General features: G+C 28.5%; 26 protein-coding genes. 19 read left to right on the plus strand and 7 right to left on the minus strand.

What is annotated here, in order from left to right; translation table 11 throughout:
* Positions 1-230: 230 nt before the first annotated feature.
* From P161_RS0116130 to P161_RS19580, 13 genes are all read left to right on the plus strand, one after another.
* Complete coding sequence (locus P161_RS0116130) at positions 231-707, plus strand: lipocalin family protein (protein WP_026777929.1); 477 nt, start codon at positions 231-233, stop codon at positions 705-707.
* Between the two features lie 21 nt (positions 708-728).
* A complete protein-coding gene (locus P161_RS0116135; RefSeq protein WP_026777930.1) occupies positions 729-1,424 on the plus strand; it encodes an OmpA family protein in 696 nt (231 codons plus the stop codon).
* Positions 1,425-1,529: 105 nt separating this feature from the next.
* Entirely contained in the window at positions 1,530-2,984 is a 1,455-nt protein-coding gene (gene rlmD, locus P161_RS0116140) for a 23S rRNA (uracil(1939)-C(5))-methyltransferase RlmD (RefSeq protein ID WP_026777931.1), read from the plus strand.
* A gap of 58 nt (positions 2,985-3,042) precedes the next feature.
* Complete coding sequence (locus P161_RS0116145) at positions 3,043-3,312, plus strand: hypothetical protein (protein ID WP_026777932.1); 270 nt, start codon at positions 3,043-3,045, stop codon at positions 3,310-3,312.
* A 44-nt stretch (positions 3,313-3,356) separates the two neighbouring features.
* On the plus strand, positions 3,357-3,650 hold the full coding sequence (locus P161_RS0116150) for a 4a-hydroxytetrahydrobiopterin dehydratase (protein WP_026777933.1): 294 nt from the start codon (positions 3,357-3,359) through the stop codon (positions 3,648-3,650).
* A 4-nt stretch (positions 3,651-3,654) separates the two neighbouring features.
* Positions 3,655-4,119, plus strand: a complete 465-nt coding sequence (locus P161_RS0116155) for a DUF6452 family protein (protein WP_026777934.1) — start codon at positions 3,655-3,657, stop codon at positions 4,117-4,119.
* On the plus strand, positions 4,100-4,819 hold the full coding sequence (locus P161_RS0116160) for a DUF6048 family protein (protein ID WP_026777935.1): 720 nt from the start codon (positions 4,100-4,102) through the stop codon (positions 4,817-4,819). The genes P161_RS0116155 and P161_RS0116160 overlap by 20 nt, the downstream gene beginning before the upstream one ends.
* Before the next feature lie 128 nt (positions 4,820-4,947).
* Positions 4,948-5,895 carry an isopenicillin N synthase family oxygenase gene (locus P161_RS0116165; RefSeq protein WP_026777936.1) on the plus strand — a complete coding sequence of 316 codons (948 nt, stop codon included), beginning with the start codon at positions 4,948-4,950 and terminating at the stop codon, positions 5,893-5,895.
* A 135-nt stretch (positions 5,896-6,030) separates the two neighbouring features.
* Entirely contained in the window at positions 6,031-6,354 is a 324-nt protein-coding gene (locus P161_RS0116170; RefSeq protein WP_026777937.1) for a translation initiation factor, read from the plus strand.
* A 243-nt stretch (positions 6,355-6,597) separates the two neighbouring features.
* Positions 6,598-7,542 carry a hypothetical protein gene (locus tag P161_RS0116175; RefSeq protein ID WP_026777938.1) on the plus strand — a complete coding sequence of 315 codons (945 nt, stop codon included), beginning with the start codon at positions 6,598-6,600 and terminating at the stop codon, positions 7,540-7,542.
* Positions 7,543-8,412, plus strand: a complete 870-nt coding sequence (locus tag P161_RS0116180) for a nucleoside phosphorylase (protein WP_026777939.1) — start codon at positions 7,543-7,545, stop codon at positions 8,410-8,412. It begins immediately after the preceding gene.
* Positions 8,413-9,273: a substrate-binding domain-containing protein gene (locus P161_RS0116185; RefSeq protein WP_026777940.1), complete on the plus strand. Its 861-nt coding sequence runs from the start codon at positions 8,413-8,415 to the stop codon at positions 9,271-9,273.
* Positions 9,274-9,292: 19 nt separating this feature from the next.
* Positions 9,293-9,442 carry a hypothetical protein gene (locus P161_RS19580; RefSeq protein WP_155810487.1) on the plus strand — a complete coding sequence of 50 codons (150 nt, stop codon included), beginning with the start codon at positions 9,293-9,295 and terminating at the stop codon, positions 9,440-9,442.
* A gap of 137 nt (positions 9,443-9,579) precedes the next feature.
* Here the strand turns inward: P161_RS19580 and P161_RS0116195 are convergent, their stop codons facing one another.
* On the minus strand, positions 9,580-10,245 hold the full coding sequence (locus tag P161_RS0116195; RefSeq protein WP_026777941.1) for a uracil-DNA glycosylase: 666 nt from the start codon (positions 10,243-10,245) through the stop codon (positions 9,580-9,582).
* A gap of 97 nt (positions 10,246-10,342) precedes the next feature.
* Here P161_RS0116195 and P161_RS0116200 point away from each other — a divergent pair, with 97 nt between their 5' ends.
* Positions 10,343-12,550 carry a DNA mismatch repair protein MutS gene (locus tag P161_RS0116200; protein ID WP_026777942.1) on the plus strand — a complete coding sequence of 736 codons (2,208 nt, stop codon included), beginning with the start codon at positions 10,343-10,345 and terminating at the stop codon, positions 12,548-12,550.
* Between the two features lie 142 nt (positions 12,551-12,692).
* Entirely contained in the window at positions 12,693-13,037 is a 345-nt protein-coding gene (locus P161_RS0116205) for a hypothetical protein (protein ID WP_026777943.1), read from the plus strand.
* 181 nt (positions 13,038-13,218) lie between these two features.
* Here the strand turns inward: P161_RS0116205 and P161_RS0116210 are convergent, their stop codons facing one another.
* Together P161_RS0116210 and P161_RS0116215 are read right to left on the minus strand one after the other, a co-directional pair.
* Positions 13,219-13,446, minus strand: a complete 228-nt coding sequence (locus tag P161_RS0116210) for a hypothetical protein (RefSeq protein ID WP_026777944.1) — start codon at positions 13,444-13,446, stop codon at positions 13,219-13,221.
* 24 nt (positions 13,447-13,470) lie between these two features.
* Positions 13,471-13,980, minus strand: a complete 510-nt coding sequence (locus tag P161_RS0116215) for a DinB family protein (protein WP_026777945.1) — start codon at positions 13,978-13,980, stop codon at positions 13,471-13,473.
* An 83-nt stretch (positions 13,981-14,063) separates the two neighbouring features.
* Between P161_RS0116215 and P161_RS19825 the strand changes: the two genes are divergently transcribed.
* The 4 genes from P161_RS19825 to secA all read left to right on the plus strand — a co-directional run bounded on the left by P161_RS19825 (position 14,064) and on the right by secA (position 19,215).
* Entirely contained in the window at positions 14,064-14,549 is a 486-nt protein-coding gene (locus P161_RS19825) for a hypothetical protein (RefSeq protein WP_026777946.1), read from the plus strand.
* Positions 14,550-14,651: 102 nt separating this feature from the next.
* Positions 14,652-15,224 (plus strand): cob(I)yrinic acid a,c-diamide adenosyltransferase, encoded by a 573-nt coding sequence (locus P161_RS0116225; protein ID WP_026777947.1) that lies wholly within the window; start codon positions 14,652-14,654, stop codon positions 15,222-15,224.
* Positions 15,225-15,437: 213 nt separating this feature from the next.
* Positions 15,438-15,659, plus strand: coding sequence for a DUF2795 domain-containing protein (locus P161_RS0116230; RefSeq protein ID WP_018942163.1), 222 nt, complete (start codon positions 15,438-15,440; stop codon positions 15,657-15,659).
* 214 nt (positions 15,660-15,873) lie between these two features.
* Positions 15,874-19,215 carry a preprotein translocase subunit SecA gene (gene secA / locus P161_RS0116235; protein WP_026777948.1) on the plus strand — a complete coding sequence of 1,114 codons (3,342 nt, stop codon included), beginning with the start codon at positions 15,874-15,876 and terminating at the stop codon, positions 19,213-19,215.
* 154 nt (positions 19,216-19,369) lie between these two features.
* Here the strand turns inward: secA and P161_RS0116240 are convergent, their stop codons facing one another.
* From P161_RS0116240 to P161_RS0116255, 4 genes are read right to left on the minus strand one after another with little or no spacing between them, the layout of a single operon-like run.
* Entirely contained in the window at positions 19,370-19,684 is a 315-nt protein-coding gene (locus P161_RS0116240) for a hypothetical protein (protein WP_026777949.1), read from the minus strand.
* Between the two features lie 12 nt (positions 19,685-19,696).
* On the minus strand, positions 19,697-20,731 hold the full coding sequence (locus tag P161_RS0116245) for a hypothetical protein (protein ID WP_026777950.1): 1,035 nt from the start codon (positions 20,729-20,731) through the stop codon (positions 19,697-19,699).
* Between the two features lie 4 nt (positions 20,732-20,735).
* Entirely contained in the window at positions 20,736-21,347 is a 612-nt protein-coding gene (locus tag P161_RS0116250; protein WP_026777951.1) for a HEAT repeat domain-containing protein, read from the minus strand.
* Between the two features lie 5 nt (positions 21,348-21,352).
* A complete protein-coding gene (locus tag P161_RS0116255) occupies positions 21,353-21,880 on the minus strand; it encodes an RNA polymerase sigma factor (RefSeq protein ID WP_026777952.1) in 528 nt (175 codons plus the stop codon).
* Between the last annotated feature and the right edge of the window lie 153 nt (positions 21,881-22,033).

The following is a 22,033-nucleotide window of genomic DNA, read 5'->3' on the forward strand; positions in this document are numbered from 1 at the left end:
GCTCAAACAAGTAGCTCAATCGCTAACGCAAATAGAGCAAACTAAAAACTGTTGATAAAAAAATCTGATTTCGATTAAAGAAAAAACTTAATGAGCTCAATTTTAAATCAAAAAAAATTTAATTTTGATTCCTATAGATAAGTAAAAAAAATATACTTCTATTATTCTTTTGTATACTTTAGCCTTTGCTAAAAAAACAATTAAACTAATAAAAAAACAATGTATCAATCATGAAAAAAACCATATTCATTTTATTATTACTGACAGCTTTTATAAGTTGTAAATCAACATCCACAGTTAATACAAAATTAGACAATAAAACAGAACGAATGTTAAAAGGCGATTGGACGTTAACTTCTGTTAATTACCCAAATTCTGAATATTTTCAGGTAAATTCTTTTAATATCGAAGATTCTAAATGCTTTGTAAATAGCAATTGGAGCTTTGTTTCTAATAACAATAAAGGTGAAATGTCTCTTAACAATGCAAGTAGTGCTTGTAAAAACTTTAGCTCTCCATTAACTTGGTACATTAATGAAGAGGGTAATTTTATTTTAAAAATTATTAATGACTATAAAGCAAAAGAAGTTAACAATGGTTTTATTTTAGCAGTTAACAATGTTTCTGAATCTAGTTTTGAATTAGTTGACACTATTAATGTTGCAGGACAAACAAAAAACATCACTTATACTTTTCAAAGAAAATAATTTAATAAAAAAACATATATAATGAAAAAATCAATAATTTATAGTTTGGCTATTTTAATAGCATCTGCACTTACATTCTCATCTTGTGAGGCTACAAAAAATGCAAATAATACTCAAAAAGGTGCTGGAATTGGTACAGCTGCTGGAGCCATTATTGGTGGTATTATTGGTAACAATGTTGGTAACAAGAAAAACTCTGAATTAGGTGCAGTTTTAGGTGGTGTTATTGGAGGGGTTACTGGTGGTATTATTGGTAATAAAATGGATAAACAAGCTAGAGAAATTGAAGAAGCTGTTCCTGGAGCACAAGTAGAAAGAGTTGGTGAAGGTATTATGTTAACGTTAGGTGAAAACTCAATTAGATTTGATACAAATAAGGCTTCATTATCTACAACAGCAAAAGAAAACTTAATGAAATTAGTACCAGTTTTAAATAACTATGAAAATACAAATATTGTAATTTATGGCTATACAGATAATACTGGTAGAGCTGAGTACAACTTATCTTTATCAGAAAAAAGAGCAATTTCTGTGATGGAATTTTTAGCTGCAAATGGAGTTCAAAAAGCTAGGTTTGAAACAAAAGGAAAAGGAATTAACGATCCTATTGCAACCAATGAAACAGCTGAAGGAAGAAGCAAAAACAGACGTGTTGAGTTTGCAATTGTTGCTAATGAAGAAATGATTAAAGAAGCACAAAAAGAAGCAAAACAATAAAAATCTTATTTTTTATAAAATGAAAGGTTACTCAAAATGAGTAGCCTTTTTTGCTTTGTAAAAGTCTTATTTTACTTAATTTTGTGCATCCATAAAAAACAAGAAATGCCACGTAGAGAACGAAATAAATTTGTCAAAAAAAATCAAGTTTTAGAATTAAAGATTGAAGATTATGCTTTTGGAGGAAAAGGAATTGCAAGAATAAAATCCGAAGAAGGTAGTTTTGTAATTTTCGTTCCTAATACGTTGCCTGGACAGTTGGTAAAAGCACAAATTAGCAAGTCTAGCAAGAAATACGCAGAAGCTAAATTAATTGATGTTTTACAGCCTTCTGAAGATGAAGTTGAAGTTCCTTATCAAGATATTCCTGGTGCTCCTTATATTCAGTTGCCTATTGAATTGCAACATCAATATAAAAAAGAAAGCACCTTATCTTTATTTAAGAGAATTGGTAAAGTTGCCAATATCGAAGATTTGTATGACGAATTTATAGCCTCACCAAACGTATTTCATTATCGAAATAAAATGGAATATGGTTTTTCTGCCATTGGTTATGACAGAATTAACAAAACCGATAAAGACGAATTTACCTTAGGTTTTAAAAGACGTGGAGTTTGGTGGATGGGTGATAATTTAGAAAAAGATTCTGGTTTATTTGACAAGCAACTAGAAGACAATCTAAAAAACATCAGACAATACTGCATTGATACTGGTTTAGAACCTTGGCATGGACCTAGAAAAGAAGGTTTTTTTAGATATTTTGTGGTAAGAAAATCTTTTAAGACTGATGAATTATTATGCAATTTAGTAACCACTTCTGGGGATTTAGACAAGTTTGATTTAAACAAATTCGCCAACTTTTTGAAAGAAATTTTGGGAGAACGTTTAGCAGGTTTATTACACACTATAAATGATGAAACTGGCGATAGAACAATCGCAACTTCTGGAAGTTTAAAGTTAGTTTACGGAAAAGATAAAATTGTAGAAGAATTGTTAGGTTTAAATTTTGAAATCAGCATGAAAAGCTTTTTTCAAACCAACCCAAAATGTGCAGAAAAATTATATGCCAAAGTTGTTGAATATGTTTTGGAAGACAAAAGCAAAGTAGACAATTCTGTTGTGATGGATTTGTTTTGTGGAACAGGAACTATTGGGCAAATTGTAGCTTCTAAAAGCGAAAATGCCAAAATTGTTGGGGTAGATATTGTGGCTTCTGCCATTGAAGATGCAGAGAAAAATGCCAAAAGAAATAACATTGAAGGATTACAATTTTTTGCTGCAGATGTAGGTAAGTTCTTAATTGCACATCCTGAATATCAAGATAAGATAAAAACGATTATTTTAGATCCTGCAAGAGCTGGAATTGCTCCAAAAACATTGCAAAAAATCATCAATTTAAATGCAGATAGAATGGTGTATGTTTCCTGTAATCCTGCAACGCAAGCAAGAGATACAGAATTGTTAAGTGAAGCTGGTTATCAATTGAAGAAAATTAGTTTGGTAGATCAGTTTCCACACACAAGCCATATTGAAACTGTGGTTTTGTTTGAGAAAGGGTAAATTGGTTTATTAACGAATCCTTTTAAAAGTTGTATATTCATTTTAATATATTTGTATTATGGTTAAAAAAATATTTGGTGCTATTTTTATATTAATCTCTGTATTTTTAGGTATACTTTTTTTAATTGGAATCCCCAATAATTTAAGTTTGTTTTTATTAATGATAAGCAGCAAGTCTGCGCATTCAATTGGGTATTTTACAGGTAATTTTATTATTTATATTTTAATATTAGTAATTTCAATAAAATTATTCAAATTAGGTTTAAAATGGACTAGTAAAAAACCAAATCTAACAAAGAATATCAATAAAATTGGCATCAACAAATAAATCTTTTAAACATATAAACTTTTTAAAAAACAATACTTATGAAAATGCTAAAACTATCTGAAGAAGCAATTGAATCGAAATTAGAAAACTTAATTGATTGGGAATATTATGACAATGCTTTGCACACCGATTTTGAGTTCGATAATTTTAAAGATTGTATGTCTGCAATGAATAGAATTGCTTTTGAATGTGAGGCTTTAAATCATCATCCTGAATGGACCAATGTTTATAATACGTTAGATATTACGTTAACAACACATGATGCAGATGGTGTTACAGAATTAGATTTTAAATTGGCTGCAGCCATCAACAAAATTGTAGAGGTTGAAGAAGATTAAATATATGAGAAAAATAATTGTCCTTATTTTTTTATCATTCATCATTTTTTCAAGTTGTGAAAAAGATGACTTTTGTATACAAAATCCTGTAACTCCAAATTTAATCTTAGAGTTTTACGATGCTAATAATAGAGAAACACTTAAAAATTTTACATCTTTAACGGTTTCGTCTGAAAGTGCAGAGAATAACGATAACCTTTTTGAAAATATTACCAGAAGTAGACTTGAAATCCCTTTAAATCAATTTGCTACAGAAACAGTCTATAACTTTTCTCAAAATGGGATTGACAATCAATTTACAATAAAATATACAACTGAAGATGTATATGTTTCTAGATCTTGTGGATTTAGAGTTATTTTTAATGATGTAAGTTTCGAATCAGATAATACATGGATAACAAGTTTTACACCACAAATAATAACAACTATAGACAATCAAAATGAAACTCATGTCCAAATATTTCATTAGTATTTTCTTTCTATTAGTTTATGTTGATGGATTTTCACAACAGCAAAAAAAAGATACTTTAGGAACTTCAAATGATTCAATTGTTTATAAATCTCCTTATGGAATTCGTATTGGAATAGATATTAGCAAACCAATATTATCTACTCTTAGTGATTCTTACTCTGGTTTAGAAATTGTTGGAGATTATAGAATTTCTAAGAAATTTTACATAGCTGCAGAATTGGGTTTTGAAGAAGAAACAACACAAGAAGATTATACAAACTCAACCTCAAAAGGTAATTATATTCGATTAGGTTTTAATTACAATGCTTATGAAAATTGGTTGGATATGAACAACGAAATTTTTGCTGGGTATAGATATGGTTTTAGTATTTTTGATCAAACTTTAAATAGTTACACTCCAAATGTTATAAGAGGTGAAGATAATGGAACTCCTTATTTTCCAGTGATTACAAATACAACAGCATCAACCACTAGTTTAAATGCTCATTGGTCTGAATTTGTGGTTGGTTTTAAAGCAGAAACGTTTAAAAATCTATTTGTAAGTGTTAGTGGATCTTATAAAATTTTAATGAGCGCCAAAGAGCCTGAAAACTTCCAAACATTGTATTCTCCAGGATTTAATAGAATTTTTGAAAGTGGAACTGGATTTGGTTTCAACTACACCATAAGCTATTTAATTCCGTTTACTAAAAGGTAATATTTAAAAAATTCTTACATTTACTATCCAAAAAAAGGATCACACAAAAATGGACTTTACTTTTATTGAAAGCTAAAAGTAATTCTTTTGTAACTTTAAATTCTTATTTTACTAAAAATTCAATTAAAATGAATAAAATACCAAGCGTTAATTTAGCTGATTTTTTATCAGATGATACAACAAGAAAACAAAAATTTATAGATGAAATTGGACATGCTTATGAAAACATAGGTTTTGTGGCACTAAAAGGTCATTTTTTAGATGAAAAATTAGTGGAAAATTTATATAAAGAGATTAAAAACTTTTTTGATTTACCAACAGAGGTAAAAGAAAAGTATGAAATTCCAGGAATTGGTGGCCAAAGAGGTTATGTTTCTTTTGGTAAAGAATCTGCCAAAGGCAAAAAAGAAGGTGATTTAAAAGAATTTTGGCATTTTGGTCAATATGTAGATAGAGACTCTAAATATGCAGATGAATACCCTGCAAACGTGCAAGTTGATGAATTACCAAACTTTAATAAAGTTGGGAAGGAAACCTATCAAATGTTAGAAAAAACCGCAAAATTTGTATTGCGTTCTTTGGCTTTGCATTTAGGTTTAGAAGAAACTTATTTTGATAATTATATTAAAAATGGGAATAGTATTTTACGTCCAATTCATTATCCACCCATAAAAACAGAACCAAAAGGTGCAGAAAGAGCAGCTGCTCATGGAGATATTAATTTGATTACCTTATTAATGGGTGCTCAAGGAAAAGGTTTACAGGTGCAAAATCATAAAGGAGAATGGATTGATGCAATGGCTGAACCAGATGAATTAATGATTAATGTGGGTGATATGTTATCAAGACATAGCAACAATAAATTAAAATCTACCATTCACAGAGTTGTAAATCCACCGAAAGAAATGTGGGGAACTTCTCGTTATTCAATTCCATTTTTTATGCACCCAGTTTCTGATATGAAATTAGATGTTTTAGAAAATTGTATCGATGATAAAAACCCAAAACAGTTTGATGATATTACTGCTGGCGAGTTTTTAGATGAACGTTTAAAAGAATTGGGACTTAAAAAATAAAAAAGCCCATCCTAACCTTCCCAAAGGGAAGGAACTAGCAAGTTTAAGAAAAAATATAAAATATAAAAACTCATTTAAATACGAGTAATTAAAGAGAATGAGTTTTTTCCCCTTTGGGGAAATTAAAAGGGGCTTATGGATTTCAAAGATCAATTAAAAAATTTATTTCCAGATCATCAAGAAACTGAAGAACCAAAAGAAGAAAAATCGAATATTTGGTTACAAGATGATCCTATACTTTGCAAATACGAAAAACGTAAAGGAAAACCAATTACTATTTTAGATGGGTATACAGGAGCAACATCGGACTTTAAAATACTTGCCAAAGAAATAAAAACAACACTTTCTGTTGGTGGTAGTTTTAAAGATGATAAAATTATTATTCAAGGAGATTTTAGAGATAAAATCATGGAAATTTTAAAAGATAAAGGCTTTAAAGTAAAAAGAGTTGGTGGATAATCCCATCCTAACCTTCCCAAAAGGAAGGGATTAGCTTGTTTGAGTTTTTTTATGATTGTATTCTTTAAAAAAACAGCATAAACAAAAGTCAAAAAGTTTTTATTTACAGGCTAAAAAATCTGGTTTGTGAAATATAAAAATACAACTAAACTAGTTGAGTTCAATTCTTGAATTAGTGGCTAAAACTTATGAAATTTAAAGCAGTATGCAATAAATTAAGACAACAAACGTTATTTTTTAATTATGAGCTCATCTATTTTACATATTACCAATGGAGATTTTACTACAAACTATTTAAAAAAATTAAATTATTCTGGAGATTTTATCACTTGGAGAGAAATGTTAAGTGAAGGTAAAACAACTACAGATGTTGGTAGTGAAGCTTTTTGGAAAAATAGATTCGAATTTTTTAAAACTTCTTATAAAGTAAGCAAACAAAAATTTATAAATTATACTTTAAAAGAATACAGAAACCTTTGTAATAAAAAAAGTAACAAAGAAATTGTATTATGGTTTGAGCATGATTTATTTTGCCAAATTAATATGTTGGCAGTTTTAAGCTGGTTAAATCGTTACAGAAAAGGACATCATATTTCTTTAATTTGTAGTGGAAAAATTGGAGATTCTAATAAAATGTATAGCATTTCAGAACTCAATAAAACACAAATAAATAATCATTTTAAAAATAGAGTTGCACTTTCGCAAGATGATATTGAATATGCAGATTATATTTGGCAATTATATTGTTCTGATTCTCCTTTGCGATTAGAAGCCGTTTATAAATTCAACCCAATGTCTCCATTTCATTATTTGGCAACTGCTATAGAGGCTCATTTGCAACGTTTCCCAGCCATAAAAAATGGACTCAATAGTATTGAGAATTCAATTTTAAAAACTACTCATAGTCAAACTTTTACTTCAAAAAAAGAATTAATTTCTAAATTGATAACAGCGCAAAAAGTCTATGGTTTAGGAGATTTACAATACGAACATTATATAGATACATTAAAACCACTTTTTAACAGTTTTAATCCTGTAAAACTCTCTAAAAAAGGAAAACAAGTTTTAGAAAATCAATTGAATTTTTATGGTCAAATAAGAAATGATATTTCGTATCTTGGGGGCTCTAAAAAATATAGTTTTTTGTTTGATAATCATTCTAAAAAACTATTACAAATTACCTCATAAATGGCTATAAAACAATCTGAATTAATCTTAAATCCAGATGGAAGTATTTATCATCTCAATTTAAGACCAGAAAATATTGCTACAAATATTATTTTCGTTGGTGATCAAGATCGTGTTGAAAAAATCACACAACTTTTTGACAGTATTGAGTTTACAACTCAAAAAAGAGAATTTAAAACATCCACAGGAATTTATAAAGGAAAACGAATTTCTGTAATTTCCACAGGAATTGGTCCTGATAATATTGATATTGTTCTAAATGAATTAGATGCTTTGGTCAACATCAACTTAGAAACAAGAGAAGTTAAGGAAAATCATACAGCTTTAAATATTGTAAGAATTGGTACTTCTGGCTCTTTGCAAAAAGACATTCCAGTTGATTCTTTTTTACTGAGTTCTCATGCAATCGATTTAAATGGCATGCTTCACTCCTATCAAGTTGATGAAATTGCACACCCAGAAATCGAAGATACTTTTGTAAAACATACCAATTGGAGTGCAAAAAAATCGTATCCTTTAGTAATTGCAAATAGTACTGAGTTAGCAAATAAAATTATTTCTGATACAGTTTTTCAAGGAATTACGGCTACTGCTGGGGGTTTTTATGCACCTCAAGGACGAATTTTACGTTTAGGTTTACAAGACGAACATCTAAACTCTAAAATTGATAGTTTTAATTTTAACGGAATTAGAATTACAAATTTAGAGATGGAAACATCTGCAATTTATGGTTTGTCTAAACTTTTAGGGCATCATGCAGTTTCTATGAACGCCATTATTGCTAATAGAGCCAATGGTACTTTTAGCGAAAATCCATATAAAGTTGTTGAAAATTTAATTGAATACACTTTGCAAAAATTAATTGAGTAAATGACGAATTTAAAAATTGGTGGTGTTCCTGAGCATTTTAATTATCCTTGGTATATCACTTTAAAAAATAAAGAATATAGCAAGCATAATATCAATCTTCGTTGGCAAGATTATCCTGGAGGAACAGGACAAATGTGCAAAGCGTTAAGAAATGGTTCTGTAGATATTGCTATAGTTTTAACAGAGGGAATTATTAAAGATATTGCAGATGGAAATCCGTCTAAAATTGTGCAAACTTTTGTAGAAACTCCCTTAATTTGGGGAATTCATGTAGGTGCTAAATCAAAATTTAAAAAAATAGATGATTTAGAAAATGCTACAATTGCCATTAGTAGGTTTGGTTCTGGCTCTCATTTAATGGCGATTGTAAATGCCTATAACCAAGGTTGGGATATTGCAAAACTAAAATTTAAAGTCATCAAAGATTTGCAAGGTGGCATTGATGCTTTAACAAATGGTGAAGCAGATTATTTTATGTGGGAACATTTTACCACAAAACCTTTGGTTGATAATGGTACTTTTAGAAGAATAGATGATTGCCCAACTCCTTGGCCTTGTTTTGTAATTGCGGTTAGAAACGAAGTTTTAGAAAACAATTTTAATGAAGTTAAAAAAGTTTTAGACATTATAAATGCCGAAACTGCAGACTTTAAAGAAATAGAAAATATTGATAAAACCTTAGCAAAAAGATACGAACAACAATTGGAAGACATTCAAAAATGGTTAAAAATAACTGAATGGAATGCAGGAAAACCAATTACAAAAAATTTAATTGGTCGTATTCAAAATAAAATGGTGCAGTTTAACGTTATTGAAGAGAAGAAAAATTCGGGAGATTTCATAAAAAATATGTACATTTAAACCGTAAATAAAAGAATTTATGAAAAGAGCAGTATTTATTGTCGTTTGTGTTTTAGGAATTATTTGTTTTGCTTCTTGCAGAAGTACATCTTCTTCTTGTGGCTTGGCTGATACTTTAGAAGTTGAGCAACTTCAAAATGAAGAATTAGAACAAATGTTATTCGTTTAATTTTACTTCCGAAATCTGTTAACATATTAAAATTTCAGTTTATATATTTTTAAACTTATAAATTTACAAAATCCATCAATCTTTAAAATTTGATGGATTTTTTGTTCACATATAATTCGTGCATTCGTGGCAATAATTTACCAATCAATTTCATTTTTATTGATAGATTTCAAAAAAGCATTCGTTTTCGAAAAATGCTCATTTCCAAACCAATAACCTCTATTAGCACTTAAAGGTGATGGATGCCCAGATTCTAAAATATGATGTTTCTTTTTGTCAATTAACTTCACTTTTTTCTTGGCAAAACCTCCCCAAAGTAAAAAAACAATATTTTCTTTTTCGGTTGATATTTTCTTAATTACTTCATCTGTAAACGTTTCCCAACCTTTTTTTTGATGACTTCCAGCTTCATGAGCTCTAACTGTTAAAGTGGCATTTAATAATAAAACTCCTTGTTTTGCCCATTTTTCTAAATTCCCACTTTGTGGATATTCTTGGTTTAGATCCGTAGAAATTTCTTTAAAAATATTTTGTAAAGAAGGTGGATGAGCAATACCATCTTTAACAGAAAAGCATAATCCATTAGCTTGATTTGGTCCATGATAAGGATCTTGACCAATAATTACCACTTTTAAATCATCTAAAGAACAAAAATCAAAAGCTGCAAAAATATCAGATCCTTTTGGGTAACATATATGGTTTGTATATTCATCTTTTACAAATTTTGTTAGATCTTTAAAGTATGGTTTTTCAAACTCGTTTTGTAAAATATTTTTCCAAGGATTGGCTATTTTTACTTGCATTGTTTCTTATTTTTGTTATCTGAATTCAAGACTTAAAATTTTGAATTCAAAGTTACTTATTAGTTCGCTAAAAACCTTGAACATTAAATTTTAAACTTTGAATACTAGTATCTCCGAAAAAACATTACAAGATTTAGAATTTTCTACAGTTTTACAACATATTACAGAGTTTTGTATTTCTGGTTTAGGAAAAGAAAAAGTATTGGAAATTACGCCGATTCACAATAAAAGACAATTATTTAAAGAACTGAATTTAGTCGATGAATATGTATCTTCTTTTGAAAGTGAAAATAGAGTTCCTAATCATGGTTTTGATAATATTTCAGCAAGTATAAAACGTTTAGCGATAGAAAATAGTTTTATAGAAACAGAAGCGTTTTTAAAACTTGCAAGTACTTCTTTAACTGTAAACGAGTTAATTAAATTCTTTAAAAAGTTTCAAATTATGTTTCCTACATTTTTTGAACTTTCTCAAAAAATTGAATTTACAACCTATATTGATGACGAAATCAAGAAAATTATCGAGATTTCTGGCGAAGTAAAAAACAATGCATCATCCACCTTAAAACAATTACGAAGAGATATTAATAATGTTCGTGGTAAAATTGGTGCAAGTTTTTCAAGTGCTTTATCCAAAGCAATTGCAGCTGGTTATTTAGATGATATTAAAGAAACTGTGGTTGATAATCAACGTGTTTTGGCAGTTGCTGCCATGCACAGAAGAAAAGTTGCTGGTAGTTTGTTAGGTTCATCCAAATCTGGAAATATCGTTTACATTGCTCCACAAGCAACCTTAGCTTACAGCAGAGAATATCAAAATTTAGTGTACGATGAAAAGCAAGAAGTGATAAAGATTTTACGAGATTTATCAACTACAATTCGTCCAATGGTTTCTTTGTTAGAGGAATATTTTGAATTTTTAATTCATATGGATAGTGTTGGAGCAAAAGCAAAATACGCACGAGAAATTAATGCAATTTTGCCAAAAATATCTCGAACTAAAAAGATATTTTTTAAAAATGCGTATCATCCTGTTTTATGGAGAAAAAATAAAAAACAAAATTTACATACAGTTCCTCAAACTATTGAGTTGAATGAACAACAACAGATCATCGTAATTTCTGGACCCAATGCTGGTGGAAAAAGTATCACTTTAAAAACCATTGGTTTGTTACAAATTATGGTGCAAAGTGGTATTTTAATTCCTGTTGATGAACGAAGTGAAACTCATATTTTTGATATTGTTTTAACGGATATTGGAGATAATCAATCTATTGAAAACCAACTGAGTACTTACAGTTATCGTTTAAAAAATATGCGTAATTTTTTAAGAAGATGTAACGAAAATACGCTGTTTTTGATTGATGAGTTTGGTACAGGTTCAGATCCAGAATTGGGTGGAGCTTTAGCCGAAATTTTCTTGGAAGAATTCTATCATAAAAAAGCATTCGGAATTATTACCACCCACTACTCCAACTTAAAAGTTTTAGCGGCTGAATTAGAAAATGTTACCAACGCAAATATGCAGTTTGATGAACGCAGTTTAGAGCCCTTGTATAAATTATTTGTTGGGCAAGCAGGAAGTTCATTTACATTTGAAGTCGCGCAAAAAAACGGAATTCCTTTTAGCTTAATTAACAAAGCAAAAAAGCGAGTTGATACAGAAAAAGTGCGTTTAGATAAAACCATTTCTAAACTTCAAAAAGAGCGAAATAAATTACAGAAAAATTCTGAAAATTTAGAAAAACAAAAAACGCAAGGTCAAGAGCATTTAGAGAGTTTGCAAGAAAAAGAACAAAGAATTCAAAATAAATTGTCTGGTTTTCAAGAATTGTATGATCAAAACCAAAAAATGCTTTCTTTAGGAAGAAAAACAAATGAACTCTTAAATAAATACTTTCAAACCAATAATAAAAAGGAATTAAATACCAACTTTAATAAATGGGTTGCTGATGAAAAAGTAAAACATTTAAAGAAAAATCCTGTTCAACCGAAAACTAAATCTCAAAAACAGAAAGCCAAAATTGTTCAAAAACAAATGCAAGAGGTTATTAATAAAGTTGAAAAAGAAGTTTTAGAAAAAGTTGTTGAAGTTAGAAAAGAAAAGAAAATTGAAGCTGTAAAAATTGCAAAAGAAAAATCAGATTATGTTTATAAATTAAATGATCGTGTTCGAATTATTGATTCTAATTCTGTAGGAACAATTGATAAAATTGATAAAAAAAATGTAACGATTAACTATGGTGTTTTTACAACAAAAACTTCGTTGAATAAAATTGAATTGGTAGAAAAAGCAAAAAAGTAGAACCCTAATCAGCTAAAAAACTTCTTTAAAACTCTTAATTTGAGTTAAATGTTGTTAAGATTATATTAAACCAAGAAAACTGTTGAAACCTTTTTCATTTTCCACAGTCTATTAGATATACATTTAACTTAACACATTTATTATGAGAAAATTAAAATCAATCATTACCATTATTGCCATTAGTTTAGCAACCACTTTTTCTACAACAGCTTCAGAAAAAGAGCCTTCAAAAATCACCAAAGAATTAAGAACAGAGATTGTAGAATTGCTTGGCAGCAAAATTCCTATCGAATTTAAAAAAACCGAAAAAGTAGAAATCTCATTTATGATTAATAATGAGAATGAAATTATTGTTATTTCTGTAGATTCTGAACTTGCAGATTTTAACTCTTACATTAAAAAGCAATTAAACTACAAAAAAGTAAAGGTTAAAGGAACCATAAAAGGAGAAGTTTATAAAATTCCTGTTACAGCAAATAAAAAGTAACTTTTACAAGTAAAAAAACAATATTTAACTAAAGATCCCGCTTTTCAGCGGGATTAGTTCAACTAAAAATTTTAAAAGAAGCTTCGCTATTTTTAAAATTGAGTTTCAATAAACTGGTTGGTTAGTTTGTGCCCAAGATTAGTATAAAAGCTAACTTGGGCATTTTTTAATCTAATTCTATTTAATCCTCGAATTGTTTCATTTCCGAATCATAAAATTCACCAGCTTTATCCATTAAATCTGCTAATTCTGTTGATATATCTTCTTCACTTTCGCCTGTTAAATCTTCAAACCACTCAATTTCATCATCTTTTAAATTTATTAAAAAACGAGGAAACTCTGTGTGTAACACAAAAATATCATCTGGAAAGTTACTATTATCGGCCAATAAAAATTTTGGTAAAGTCATATGCTAAAATTAGTTTTTACAAATTTACAAATATCTTTCTGTAACAATGTTTAAATGATGCTTTTGATGCCCAGAAAATAAATATCCTAAAGCTCTTACCGAAATTTTATTCCCAGAAGCAACTCCAATTCGCAGCAAAGCTTCATCAGAAAAACTTTTATATAATTGAATTGTTGATTTTCTTAAAGTTTCCATTTCATCTAATAAATCAAAATAATTTAACTGATTTGCATTCCCATGATCTACAAAAATATCTTGATCAAAACCTGGTAAAGAAGTGGCATCATTTCTAGCAAAACACAAAGCTCTGTAACAAAAAACGCGTTCTGTATCTATACAATGTTGAATCAATTCTTTCAGTGTCCATTTACCTTCTGCATAGCTAAAAGTATGTTTTTCTTCTGGTAATTTTCTTAAAATAGCATCAAATTCTTTTTGAGAATGTTGCATATTTTCAATGATTGATTTTCCATCTTTCGTTACCAATTGGATGTATTGTTCAAAATAAGGATTATACTCATTATTTGGAATCATATTCATAGATTTTTGTAAGTTTGTTCTGCGAATTTAATCATTTTAATAAACAAATTCATCAATCTTAACTAGAACAAATTTTAATGTTTTTTAAAACGTATTCTTACCTAAAATTTTTACTAAAATCTCAAAATCAACATGGTTTACATTCTCCTTTTGTGTACGATTTTGTCACCAAAGGCTTGTATCAACAAAAAATAAAAATCAACGATTTATTAGAACTTAAAGAGTTAAAAAATCTATCAAAAAAACAAATGATACTATTCTCTAAAATTGCAACTTATTTTGAGATTAAAAATATTGATTTTGATGTAAACTCATTTTCAGAAAACAAAAATAAGTTTTATAAATTACTATTTTCCAAAGATATATCATCTTTAAAAAACATCAATTTTAAGAATTTAAATTCGCATCATATCATTATTGTTGATCAAATTCATCAGCATAAAAAAGAATGGCAAAGAACAATCGATTTACAAGAAGCAACAGTTACTATTGATTTGTTTTATTTTGGGTTGATTTTTTTCAGAAAAGAACAAGTAAAAGAACATTTTATTATAAGAACATGATATTCTGTAATTAATGAATGTTAAATAATGCTAACATTTCTTTAAACAAAATTCAAACTTCGTAACTTTGAAATCTAAATTTTAAACATTGATTTTTCAAACATGAAAATATATACAAAAACTGGTGATAATGGCACAACTGCATTATTTGGTGGCACAAGAGTAAAAAAATACAATGCACGCATAGAAAGTTATGGAACTGTAGATGAATTAAACTCTTACATTGGTTTGATCAAAGACCAAGATATTAACAAAGATGCCAAAGAAGCTCTGCTAAAAATTCAAAACGAATTATTCACTTTGGGAGCAATGTTGGCAACTCCACCAGAAAAAGAAACATTAAAGTCTGGCAAAGAGCGATTGAATATTCCTAAAATTAATGAAAATTCTATTTTGTTTTTAGAAAATGAAATTGATAAAATGGATGAAGTGTTGCCTCAAATGACCCATTTTATTTTACCTGGAGGTCATCAAGCTGTGTCATTCTGTCACCTTGCAAGATGTGTTTGTAGACGCGCAGAACGTTTGTCTGTAGAGTTAAATGATGATGAACCTATAAATGAAGACATTTTAAAATACTTAAACCGACTTTCTGACTACCTTTTTGTGCTGGCACGAAAATTGTCTTTAGATTTACAAGTAGAGGAAATTAAATGGATTCCTACAAAACATTAATGAAATCTCAAAGCGAAAAGCTTTAAGAAAATCTTTTTTGTATTAAGTTCTTTTTTTATCGATATTAAAGAAATTAAAAAATTTACATTAAACTATATAATTGATTACTAATAGTTTAAAAATTAATTTAAGATCTTTAAAGTATATTTCTTAAAAAAGACTTGCATAATTGCGTAAAAAAATTATTTTTGCACAAAATTAAACAATTAAGAAATGTATTGGACATTAGAATTAGCATCTTATTTAGCAGATGCACCTTGGCCAGCAACCAAAGACGAATTAATAGATTACGCTATTAGAACTGGAGCTCCTTTAGAAGTAGTGGAAAATCTACAAGATATAGAAGATGAAGGTGATGCATATGACTCAATTGTTGAAATTTGGCCAGATTATCCAACAGAGGATGATTATCTTTGGAATGAGGATGAATATTAAACATCAAAATAAAATATAAAAAGTCTCTAAAGAGGCTTTTTTTTTGTTTTAAAATAAAAAGTAGCTTTTGAGGTTTTTACCTCAATTTCCTATTAAAAATTTCATTTCTTTGGAAACAAGAATCAAAAAATAATTCTTTTTCCCTTTTTGATAAAAACCTGATAAACAATTAAATAATACAGCTTTTTTTGAAGCTGATAAAAATATATAAATAATGAGTATTTTAAATTCAGTAATTAAACTTTTTGTAGGAGATAAACAGCTAAAAGATTTAAAAAGTTTACAACCAGTTGTAGATAATGTAAGAAAATTTGAAGCAGCAATTGCAAAGCTTTCTCATGATGAATTAAGAGCGAAAACGCAAGAATTCAAAAATATTATTAAAGAAGCTTTAAAAGAATTTAACGATAAAATTGAAGCGTTAGAAGCAGAAGCAAAAGGTGCAGATATAGACAGACAAGAAGATATTTATACTGAAATTGATGCTTTAAAAGACGAATCTTACAAAGTTTCTGAAGAAACGTTATTAAAAATTATGCCAGAAGCTTTTGCTGTTGTAAAAGAAACTGCGAAACGTTTTGTAGAAAACGAAGAAATTGAAGTAACTGCTTCTCCTTTTGATAGAGAATTGTCTGCAGAAAGAGATAATGTTACTTTAGAAGGTGATAAAGCCTATTGGGCAAATTCTTGGGATGCTGCAGGAAAACCTGTTACTTGGGACATGATTCATTATGATGTTCAGTTAATTGGTGGATCTGTTTTACATCAAGGTAAAATTGCTGAAATGATGACTGGAGAAGGAAAAACTTTAGTTTCTACGTTGCCAGTTTACCTAAATGCTTTAACAGGAAATGGCGTGCATTTAGTAACCGTAAATGATTATTTGGCAAAACGTGATAAAGCTTGGATGGGACCAATTTTTGAATTCCATGGGTTATCTACAGATTGTATCGATTATCATCAGCCAAACTCAGATGCCAGAAGAAAAGCCTACAATGCAGACATTACTTATGGAACCAATAACGAATTTGGTTTCGATTATTTGCGTGATAATATGGCTAGTTCTAAAGATGATTTAGTTCAAAGACCACCAAATTATGCCATTATTGATGAAGTAGATTCTGTTTTAATTGATGATGCCAGAACGCCATTAATTATTTCTGGTCCAGTTCCTCAAGGAGACAGACATGAATTTACAGAATTAAAACCTTTAGTTGCAGATATTGTTACCTTACAAAAACAACATTTAGTGAAAGTTTTAGCGGAAGCTAAAAAATTATTGGCAGAAGGTGATGAAAAAGAAGGTGGGTTTTTATTATTGAGAGTTTACAGAGGTTTACCTAAAAACAAAGCGTTAATTAAATTTTTATCACAAGAAGGAATCAAACAAATTCTTCAAAAAACTGAAAATACATACATGGCAGACAACAATAAGTTGATGCCAGAAGTAGATGAAGATTTATGGTTTGTTGTAGAAGAAAAAAACAATCAAATTGATTTAACTGATAAAGGAATTGCACATTTATCAGAAAAAACTCAAAATGATAATTTCTTTGTGTTACCAGATATTGGCGTAAAAATCGGACAAATTGATGCTGCTGAAACTACAAAAGAAGAAAAAGCAGCTCAAAAAGACGAATTATATAAAGATTTCAGCATTAAAAGTGAACGTATTCATACCATGAATCAACTTTTAAAAGCATACACTGTTTTTGAAAAAGATGTGGAATATGTTGTGATGGATAATAAGGTAATGATTGTTGATGAACAGACTGGACGTATTATGGATGGTCGTCGTTATTCAGATGGTTTACACCAAGCAATTGAAGCAAAAGAAAACGTAAAAATTGAGGATGCTACACAAACTTTTGCTACTGTAACATTACAAAATTATTTTAGAATGTACAGAAAACTGTCTGGAATGACAGGAACTGCGATTACTGAAGCTGGCGAATTATGGGAAATCTACAAACTAGATGTTGTAGAAATTCCTACCAATAAGCCAATTCAAAGAGATGATAAAGAAGATTTAGTCTACAAAACTGCACGTGAAAAATACAATGCAGTTATTGAAGATATTGTAAAATTAGTGGCAGAAAATCGTCCTGTTTTAGTAGGAACAACCTCTGTAGAAATATCAGAATTATTAGGTAGAATGTTACAAATGCGTAAAATTCCTCATAATATATTAAATGCAAAATTACACAAACGTGAAGCTGATGTTGTTGCAGAAGCAGGAAAATCTGGTGTGGTAACAATTGCAACAAACATGGCTGGTCGTGGAACAGATATTAAACTTTCTAGTGAAGTAAAAGAAGCTGGTGGTTTGGCAATTATTGGTACAGAAAGACACGATTCACGAAGAGTTGATAGACAGTTAAGAGGACGTGCAGGAAGACAAGGTGATGTTGGTTCTACACAGTTTTATGTTGCTTTAGATGACAATTTAATGCGTTTGTTTGGTTCTGATAGAATTGCCAAAATGATGGACAGAATGGGCTTAAAAGAAGGCGAAGTAATTCAGCATTCTATGATCTCAAAATCTATTGAAAGAGCGCAAAAGAAAGTTGAGGAAAACAACTTCGGAATCAGAAAACGTTTATTAGAGTATGATGATATTATGAACGCTCAACGTGAGTTTGTTTATAAAAGAAGACGTAATGCTTTAGATGGTAAACGTTTGCAAGTTGATATCGCTAACATGATTTATGATACTTGTGAATTAATTATCAACACTAATAAAGCTGTTAAAGATTTTCAGAATTTTGAATTTGAATTGATTAAATTCTCTTCAATGACGTCTCCGTTTTCTGAGGAGGAATTCAATAAAATGTCTGAAAAAGAAATGACAGACAAGTTATATGAAATTGTTACTGAACATTACAAAAATAAAATTGAGAGAAATGCAGTTTTAGCTTTTCCAGTAATTAAAGACGTTTTTGAAAATGAAGGTGATAGATATGAACGAATTGTAGTTCCTTTTACAGATGGAAGTAAATCTTTACAAGTTGTTACCAATTTAAAAGAAGCGTATGAAAGTGAAGGAAAAAGTTTGGTTACCGATTTTGAGAAAAATATCACATTAGCAATTATTGATGAGAACTGGAAAGAGCATTTACGTAAAATGGACGAGTTAAAACAGTCTGTACAAAATGCTTCTTATGAGCAAAAAGATCCTTTATTAATTTATAAGTTCGAGGCTTTTGAATTGTTCAAAAAGACAGTTGACGAAATAAATAAGGAAGTTTTATCATTCTTATTTAAAGGAGAATTGCCTGTACAAGACCGTTCTCAAATTTCCGAAGCTAGAAGTCAGAAAAAAGAGCGTTTAAATACGAGTAAGGCAGATGTTCAGAATTCAACTGAACAAGCAATTCAAAATTCTAGACCTCAAAAATCTGAACCTGTTGAAACCATGGTTAGAGAACAACCAAAAATCGGAAGAAACGAACGAGTTACCATTAAAAACGTAATGAGTGGTGTAGAAAAAGAGGTAAAATATAAACAAGCCATTCCTTTAATTGAAAAAGGAGAGTTTGTTTTGGTAAATAAATAATAAACTTATTTGTCAATTTGAAAAGCTTATAGATTAACAAACTGACTACAAAAAAACAAAAAAACCGTTTAGAAAATAATTTCTAAACGGTTTTTTATAACTAGTTATATTTAAAATTTATTTTATACAAAAACGTAAAAATGTATTTTTCAAGTTAATTCAAAACGTTATTTGTAAAATAAATTTTTTCATTTTCCCAATCCTCTTTAATTAATAAATTGTCAAAATCTTTTTTAACTAGTTTTATCGCCTCTTTAAATTTAATTTCCTTTTTATTATGATAAAATTTTGCCTTATGTCTGTTTAGAACCCTAATTCCTAAAATAGCTTGTTTTTTAGTTTTAGGATGTTTAATTTTTTTCACAATATGTAAGCCTTCGTTTGTACTAGATTCTTCTATTTTTTGAGCATTTAATTGGTTTACACCAAAAGTTAGAATAGCTACTAATATTAAAGTTTTTATTTTCATAAGATTTATATTTTACTTTTTTCTTAAATAAATATTCCCCAAGTTTGCATTTAATTTCATTTTTACAATTCCTTTATTCAGTTTTAACTTCATGTTTTGTAAATCATTTACAACATTGTCTTCTTCAACTTTAAATTCAATATCGCTAAAAATTTCACTCGCAGTAATATCTAAATTCAAATCTGAATCTTTAGGTATGGTAACATTTATATAACCATTATTAGAATACACAGAATATAATTGTTTTGGTATTTTATTTTCGAATTCTATACTAACATTGCCTCCAATAGAATTTATTGAAACTGGCCCTGTAACATCTTTTAAGTTTACGTTATGAATTGATGTTGAAATTGATACTTCTCCATCAAAATCATATAATCTGGAAATTTCTGAATTAAAGAAAAAATGATGTTGATCTTCATTTTTTTTATCTTCACAACTATCTGTAATCCAATTTAACTTAATAGAATTTGGTATTTTAATTTTATATTGCTCTCTATTACTAGTCATTATAAAATCATTTTGTTTATCATCTTTAAAAATAAGCTCTCCATTTTTTTGTTCAATTATAAAAAATATTCCTAGCTCTACATTCTCATTCTTTTTACCTAATTTTTTTAAACCTGCTTTTAATTTAGGATTGATTGTTTTAAAAAACACTGTTTTTGGTCTAATAGTCGAATCATTCTCTGAATATGCACCACTTACTGTATAAGAAATTCGATTTGTACTTAAACTATCCATTCTACTCTTTACTTTTGAGTTTTTAGCAACACCATTAAAAGAAAAAACTTTATCATCTTTAGTAATTAAAGTTGAAGATTTTTTACCTGCCTTTCCCTTTATTAAAGTAGTAAACTTCATTTCTCTGAACTGATGTAGACTTTCAATTATTACTTCATCTCCATCATAACCTTCTATAATAAAACTTTTAGAAGAACATATTTTTAAAGTTCCTTTGTTAAATTTTATTTTCTTTTGTTGAGCATTTGCGTTTAGAACAAAAAGTGCAATTATAAAAAGTACTATTAATTTTATGTGTTTCATTGTGTTATTTTTTAATTTTAACCATTGCTAAAGTTGCGTTGTTTTTAACAATAGGAAAGGTTTGTTCATTATTTATTATTTTTTCAAGAGGTTTTTGTGCACGGTTTTCTCTTAAAATACTTAAAGCTTTAATCAATTTTATTTGTACCAAAGGCTTGTGTTCATTTTCTAAAGCCATTATTAAATTCTTTCTTATTTTTTCGTTTGATGGAAATTGTAAAAGCGCATCAATAGTTGCAATTTTTACATTTGCATTTTCATCTTTATGAATAATTTCTACCAATCTATTTATGATTCTTGCATCTTCTTTTTTGTATTCATCATTAAATTGATATACAGCTTCCAAACGTTTTCCAGCAGATTCATTTTCCAAATTTGCCATTAACTCACTTTCAACTGAAGAAGTCTTATTTTGATTTACGAACCAAAATCCCACTGAAAAAACAACAGCAAAACAAGCAGCAACAGCAATGTATTTTAAATAATAAATCTTTTTCTTTTTAGGTTGATGTAATTCTTTTTGCACCAATTTTTCGAAAGAAATAGTTGCTTTTTCTGACATTACTTCATTATCAAATTTTAATTTATTTTCCTGTATAAATTCTTCTAATTTCATACGATTTACTTTTTCTGAATCATTTTTAAAAGTTGGTCTTTCCCTCTTTTATATTGATTTCTTACGGTACTTTCTTTAATGTTTAGCATCTCTCCTATTTCTCTATGGTTGTAATTTTCAATCATATATAAAACCAAAATAATACTGTATTTTTCTTTTAATTGATAGATACAATCTTTTATAAAATCGATTGAAATATTATTTTCAATTTCATCTTCATCAACTTGGCTTTCAGTTTCTAAAACGAGCGTTTCATCAATCCAAATAATCTTTTTTTGTGTTCTAATAACATCTAAAGATTTATGAACAACAATTCTTTTTAACCAAGCACCTAAATTTGCATCATCATTTAATTGATGAATTTTTTGAAAACTTTTTATAAAACAATCTTGTACCACATCTTCTGCTTCTTCCCTACTTTTTAGAATTCTTATTGCAGCAGCAAACATCATATTTTTGTAATTATGATATATTTTTATTTGTGCTGAATAGTTATTCAGTTTGCATTGTTGTATAAGTTGTTTTGTATTCAAAAAGTAGGTTGGTTGATTTTGTTTACATTATAAGAACGTGAAAATTTTAAAAGTGTCGCAAAAAAAAAACATAATATTTTAAATCAATACAATAAATTATTATAATCAACTCTATTTAAACAATTTAAATTTTATTTAATTTAACAATACAAT

Origin of the sequence: Polaribacter sp. Hel_I_88 (genome assembly GCF_000687935.1) — a bacterium.
Classification (GTDB): domain Bacteria; phylum Bacteroidota; class Bacteroidia; order Flavobacteriales; family Flavobacteriaceae; genus Polaribacter.

Coding starts and splice junctions, on each gene's coding strand:
- P161_RS0116130 (WP_026777929.1), top strand. CDS start 231: ATGAAAAAAACCATATTCATTTTATTATTACTGACAGCTTTTATAAGT.
- P161_RS0116135 (WP_026777930.1), top strand. CDS start 729: ATGAAAAAATCAATAATTTATAGTTTGGCTATTTTAATAGCATCTGCA.
- rlmD (WP_026777931.1), top strand. CDS start 1,530: ATGCCACGTAGAGAACGAAATAAATTTGTCAAAAAAAATCAAGTTTTA.
- P161_RS0116145 (WP_026777932.1), top strand. CDS start 3,043: ATGGTTAAAAAAATATTTGGTGCTATTTTTATATTAATCTCTGTATTT.
- P161_RS0116150 (WP_026777933.1), top strand. CDS start 3,357: ATGCTAAAACTATCTGAAGAAGCAATTGAATCGAAATTAGAAAACTTA.
- P161_RS0116155 (WP_026777934.1), top strand. CDS start 3,655: ATGAGAAAAATAATTGTCCTTATTTTTTTATCATTCATCATTTTTTCA.
- P161_RS0116160 (WP_026777935.1), top strand. CDS start 4,100: ATGTCCAAATATTTCATTAGTATTTTCTTTCTATTAGTTTATGTTGAT.
- P161_RS0116165 (WP_026777936.1), top strand. CDS start 4,948: ATGAATAAAATACCAAGCGTTAATTTAGCTGATTTTTTATCAGATGAT.
- P161_RS0116170 (WP_026777937.1), top strand. CDS start 6,031: ATGGATTTCAAAGATCAATTAAAAAATTTATTTCCAGATCATCAAGAA.
- P161_RS0116175 (WP_026777938.1), top strand. CDS start 6,598: ATGAGCTCATCTATTTTACATATTACCAATGGAGATTTTACTACAAAC.
- P161_RS0116180 (WP_026777939.1), top strand. CDS start 7,543: ATGGCTATAAAACAATCTGAATTAATCTTAAATCCAGATGGAAGTATT.
- P161_RS0116185 (WP_026777940.1), top strand. CDS start 8,413: ATGACGAATTTAAAAATTGGTGGTGTTCCTGAGCATTTTAATTATCCT.
- P161_RS19580 (WP_155810487.1), top strand. CDS start 9,293: ATGAAAAGAGCAGTATTTATTGTCGTTTGTGTTTTAGGAATTATTTGT.
- P161_RS0116195 (WP_026777941.1), bottom strand. CDS start 10,245: ATGCAAGTAAAAATAGCCAATCCTTGGAAAAATATTTTACAAAACGAG.
- P161_RS0116205 (WP_026777943.1), top strand. CDS start 12,693: ATGAGAAAATTAAAATCAATCATTACCATTATTGCCATTAGTTTAGCA.
- P161_RS0116210 (WP_026777944.1), bottom strand. CDS start 13,446: ATGACTTTACCAAAATTTTTATTGGCCGATAATAGTAACTTTCCAGAT.
- P161_RS0116215 (WP_026777945.1), bottom strand. CDS start 13,980: ATGATTCCAAATAATGAGTATAATCCTTATTTTGAACAATACATCCAA.
- P161_RS19825 (WP_026777946.1), top strand. CDS start 14,064: ATGTTTTTTAAAACGTATTCTTACCTAAAATTTTTACTAAAATCTCAA.
- P161_RS0116225 (WP_026777947.1), top strand. CDS start 14,652: ATGAAAATATATACAAAAACTGGTGATAATGGCACAACTGCATTATTT.
- P161_RS0116230 (WP_018942163.1), top strand. CDS start 15,438: ATGTATTGGACATTAGAATTAGCATCTTATTTAGCAGATGCACCTTGG.
- secA (WP_026777948.1), top strand. CDS start 15,874: ATGAGTATTTTAAATTCAGTAATTAAACTTTTTGTAGGAGATAAACAG.
- P161_RS0116240 (WP_026777949.1), bottom strand. CDS start 19,684: ATGAAAATAAAAACTTTAATATTAGTAGCTATTCTAACTTTTGGTGTA.
- P161_RS0116245 (WP_026777950.1), bottom strand. CDS start 20,731: ATGAAACACATAAAATTAATAGTACTTTTTATAATTGCACTTTTTGTT.
- P161_RS0116250 (WP_026777951.1), bottom strand. CDS start 21,347: ATGAAATTAGAAGAATTTATACAGGAAAATAAATTAAAATTTGATAAT.